Origin of the sequence: Nevskia soli (assembly GCF_903970205.1) — a bacterium.
In the GTDB taxonomy this organism is placed as follows: Bacteria; Acidobacteriota; Terriglobia; order Bryobacterales; family Bryobacteraceae; genus Bog-113.
This window is the reverse complement of the sequence record NZ_CAJCHS010000075.1, coordinates 1-3,554: the sequence shown is the minus strand read 5'-3', so window position 1 is coordinate 3,554 and position 3,554 is coordinate 1. Positions and strand designations below refer to the sequence as shown.

At 60.8% G+C, this 3,554-nt stretch carries 3 protein-coding genes; 2 read left to right on the top strand and 1 reads right to left on the bottom strand.

Annotated elements, in window-relative coordinates:
- The first annotated feature begins 68 nt into the window (after nucleotides 1-68).
- Entirely contained in the window at nucleotides 69-680 is a 612-nt protein-coding gene (locus tag H1Y01_RS03755; protein ID WP_180538918.1) for an orotate phosphoribosyltransferase, read from the top strand.
- Nucleotides 681-693: 13 nt separating this feature from the next.
- Here H1Y01_RS03755 and H1Y01_RS03750 read toward each other — a convergent pair whose 3' ends face one another.
- The gene (locus tag H1Y01_RS03750) at nucleotides 694-2,247 is read right to left on the bottom strand and encodes a retropepsin-like aspartic protease (RefSeq protein ID WP_180538916.1); all 1,554 of its coding nucleotides are present in this window, start codon (nucleotides 2,245-2,247) and stop codon (nucleotides 694-696) included.
- Nucleotides 2,248-2,283: 36 nt separating this feature from the next.
- Between H1Y01_RS03750 and H1Y01_RS03745 the strand changes: the two genes are divergently transcribed.
- A partial coding sequence (locus H1Y01_RS03745; protein ID WP_180538914.1) for a glycosyltransferase family 39 protein occupies nucleotides 2,284-3,554 on the top strand: 1,271 nt, incomplete at its 3' end.

Here is a 3,554-nt window from a genome sequence, read left to right as displayed (position 1 = left end):
GTACTCTTCGACGGTCGCCATTGCTCCTCATCGTAAACTAGAGCTGGCGTTCCCTGTCGAACGCAATCATGCACTTGCTACCTACCTCCGAAGAAGTTGTGCGCGTACTGCGCGACACCGGCGCGCTCCGCGAAGGACATTTCGAACATCCTGACGGCCTGCACTCGAACGAGTATCTGCAGGTCCCGCTGGCCATGCGCTACTACCAACACGCGCGCATGCTCAGCGTCGGACTGAGCCGGATGGTGCGCTCCAATCCGGAGCTGCGCGCCGTCATCCCGGAATTATCCATCGTCGCCGCGGGTCCCGCCGGACTTCCCGTCGCCTACGGCATGTGCGAAGCCCTCCGTGCCAACCAGGTTTACTGGGCGGAGAAAGACGATCACGAGCCCATGCAGTTCCGCCAGTACCTGAAGCAGCATCCCGGCGAACAGGTTGTGATCGTCGACGACATCCTGCGCTCCGGCTCAAAGCTCACCGAAGCGCGCGAGCTGCTTGAAAAGAACGGCGCGAAGGTGGTTGCCCTCGCCGTGATCGTTTACCAGCCAACGCCGCACACCAAAAGCTTTGGCAACCTCCCGCTTTACTATCTGGCCAAACTGGGCGCGAGTTACTTCGCCGATGCGGATTCCTGCTCGATGTGCCGCGACGGACAGCCTCGGGAGCAGGTCTGGATATAGGCGCAACGGTAAACTACGGCTTGTACTCGAACTTGACCAGCCCGTCGCGATAATCGATCGTAATCGAGCGGAATATCGCCAGCACGGGAATTCCCAGAATCGCCGCGACCTCGGTGCCCGACCCGCGGCTGATGTTGGTCAGATCCACGCTCAGCATGTCGAGGTTAGCTTGCCGGAACTTCGCAAACTCGAGCACCACTTTATCCGCTGTGTAGACCTTCTTCACCTCGCCCGCCAAGCCTTTTACGCCCCCAAGGTGGTTGTCGCGCATCCGCGTCACATCGGCTCCGATTCTCGTTGAGATCAGGTTCCGGGTCGATCCCGTATCGATCAGAAACAATCCGGGGCTCTGGTCTTCACCGGCCTTCTCGCTGATCTTCCCCGGCAGGAAAAGGTCGTGCCCGAGGATGAACACCTGCGCGAAGTCGTTCTGATCCGGCAGCGTTTGACGGTCGATCGGCTGCGACCCATCCCAGGCCGGCCCGGGCAGTGGACTCAGCTCCAGCTTGCGCGTGTAGAAGTTGATCTTCACGAAGAACCGGCGGAAGATGTCGGTTCCGATCAAACCGTCCTGATCGTTCACGTCCAGCTTCTCGGAAACTTCGACCAGGCAGTTGCGAAACTCGACGCCGCCAATCTCGATCTGTTCCGCATAGCCGACCCAGCCTTTATGCGGCACATCGTTCCCGATCCCGGCGACTTGCGAATCGGCGAGGCGCTCCAGACCGGCACGCTTCGCGAATCGGGGACTGACGAGCAGGCCGCTCGCACCGGTGTCGAGTTGCAACTGCGTTTTGGCTTTGCCGATGGCCACGGTTAAAGCAACTCCCAGAATGCGCCGGTCGTGCGTGGCCAGGCTGAGCGGCATCTGATACTCGCCGTAAGCGCTCGCGAGCTCGAACGCAGGTTTGCCGTTCAGCGCCTTGGCCTCCGCGATGCGCCGGGTCAGGATCATCGCCAGGCGTTCGTCAATGCCGGGCTCCGCCAGGCGTTTTTGCCACCGTTGCATATTCTCCGGCGAATTGCCCTCCAGCGCGTACAGCGTCTGCTCATAGCGTGGGTTCTTGCGATTCAGCTCGAAAGCTTTCAGGTAGAGAAGGTGCGCCGTCGCTCGCAGACGAGCCATGTCGAACACGCGCGCCTCGCCGAAATACGCCTCCGGATTTTTGGGATCCAGCTTCGCCGCCAGCTTAAACTCGGTATCTGCTTCCAGAGGCTGACCTTCGCGGAACACAATGTCCCCGCGCGTGGAGTGCAAACGGGAGGAGTTCGGGTGAGCTTTTACAGCCGCGTTGATTAGATCATCGGCTTCGTCGAACCGTTCGTGAAACAGGAGGATCTGAGCAAGTAGGTTGCTCGGCTTTTCGGCGCCCGGGTTCTTCGCCAGCGTATCTTGCAGCAGCTTGATCGCTTCATCCTCTTTGTGCTGATTCAGGAGCGCGATTGCCGCGCTCGTGTCATCGGGCCCCTTGTCATAAGATGGGGCTTCGTGAGATGGAAGGGCATCGGGGTCCTGGAAAGCAAGCGCTCCCCAGGCGAAGACGGCACACGCGAACAGCAACTTCATCGCAGTGTCGCCATCCTACCAAAAACACGGGTCGATTTGCTGCTCCTCCTGGCGCTGCTCCTTCTCGTGCGGCTGCCATTCCTTAACCAAGCTGTCGGCGGCGACGATGTTTATTACCTCGCCGCGGCCTATCACGGATTGATCGATCCGCTCCATCCCAATCACACCTCGTACGTGTTCGAAGGCAACGACGTCACGTTTCAGGGCTATCCGCATCCGCCCGGCAATGCGTGGTTTCTATCCGGATTGTTGAGGATTTTTGGTGATGTTTACGAAGTCCCGTTCCATGCGGCCTATCTGCTGTTCTCGTTGCTTGCGGTCGGCGGGATGTATGCACTGGCGCGCCGCTTCTCTGCAGCGCCTTTCTGGGCGACGGCGTTGTTCATCGTCGTGCCGGCGTTCTGCGTCAACGGCAACCTGCTGGAATCCGATGTGCCGCTTGCCGCGTTCTGGCTGAGCGGCGCCGCTGCGTTCATCCGGGGCGTGGATCGAGGCAACGCCTGGTTGATCGCGCTCGCCGGCGCGCTGCTCGCGTGTTCCGGATTGATCGCGATGCAGTCCGCCGTCTTCGGGGTGATCCTGCTCGGCTACTTAGTCGGCCGCCGCTGGACTCCGGGACGCGTTGTCGCGGCGCTTGCACCCTTGTTGACGCTTGTCGCCTGGCAGGTGTTCGAACGCGTGACGAGCGGGGTGTTTCCGTTCGCCGTCTCCGCGGGATACATGAAGAGCTATGGATACGAGAGCCTGGTCGCCAAAGCACAGAACGTGCTTGGACTCTCCATTCACTCGCTGTTCATCGTGTTTCCGCTGATCCTGATTTGGGCCGTGCCTCGGATATGGCGTGAACGGAAACTCCCCGACACGCGCTTCCTTCTATGGTGGTGCGGCGTCTGGCTCGTTGCCGCTTGGGTGTTGTTCTACTCCGGTTCCGCTCGCTACCTGCTGCCCATGGCGCCCGCGGTTGTCATCTTGGCGACGCGAGCGCCGATTCAGTGGATTCGCGTCACAGGGGCCATGCAGTTCGTGATCTCGCTAGGTCTCGCGATCGTCAGTTATCAGCATTGGAACGGCTACCGCCAGTTCGTCGCCAACACGCGCGGGCAGATGTCCGGCAAGCGCGTTTGGGTCGATTCGGAATGGGGGCTGCGGCATTACCTCGAAGCGGACGGCGCGCTACCCAGCCATCGCTTTCAATCGATCCCCACCGGCGATATCGTCGTCGAGAGCGAACTCGCCTACCCGGCGCCCTTCGCGCATGGAGGCCGCATCCTGGTTCCCGTCGCCGATCAGACCATCGATCCGGCGCT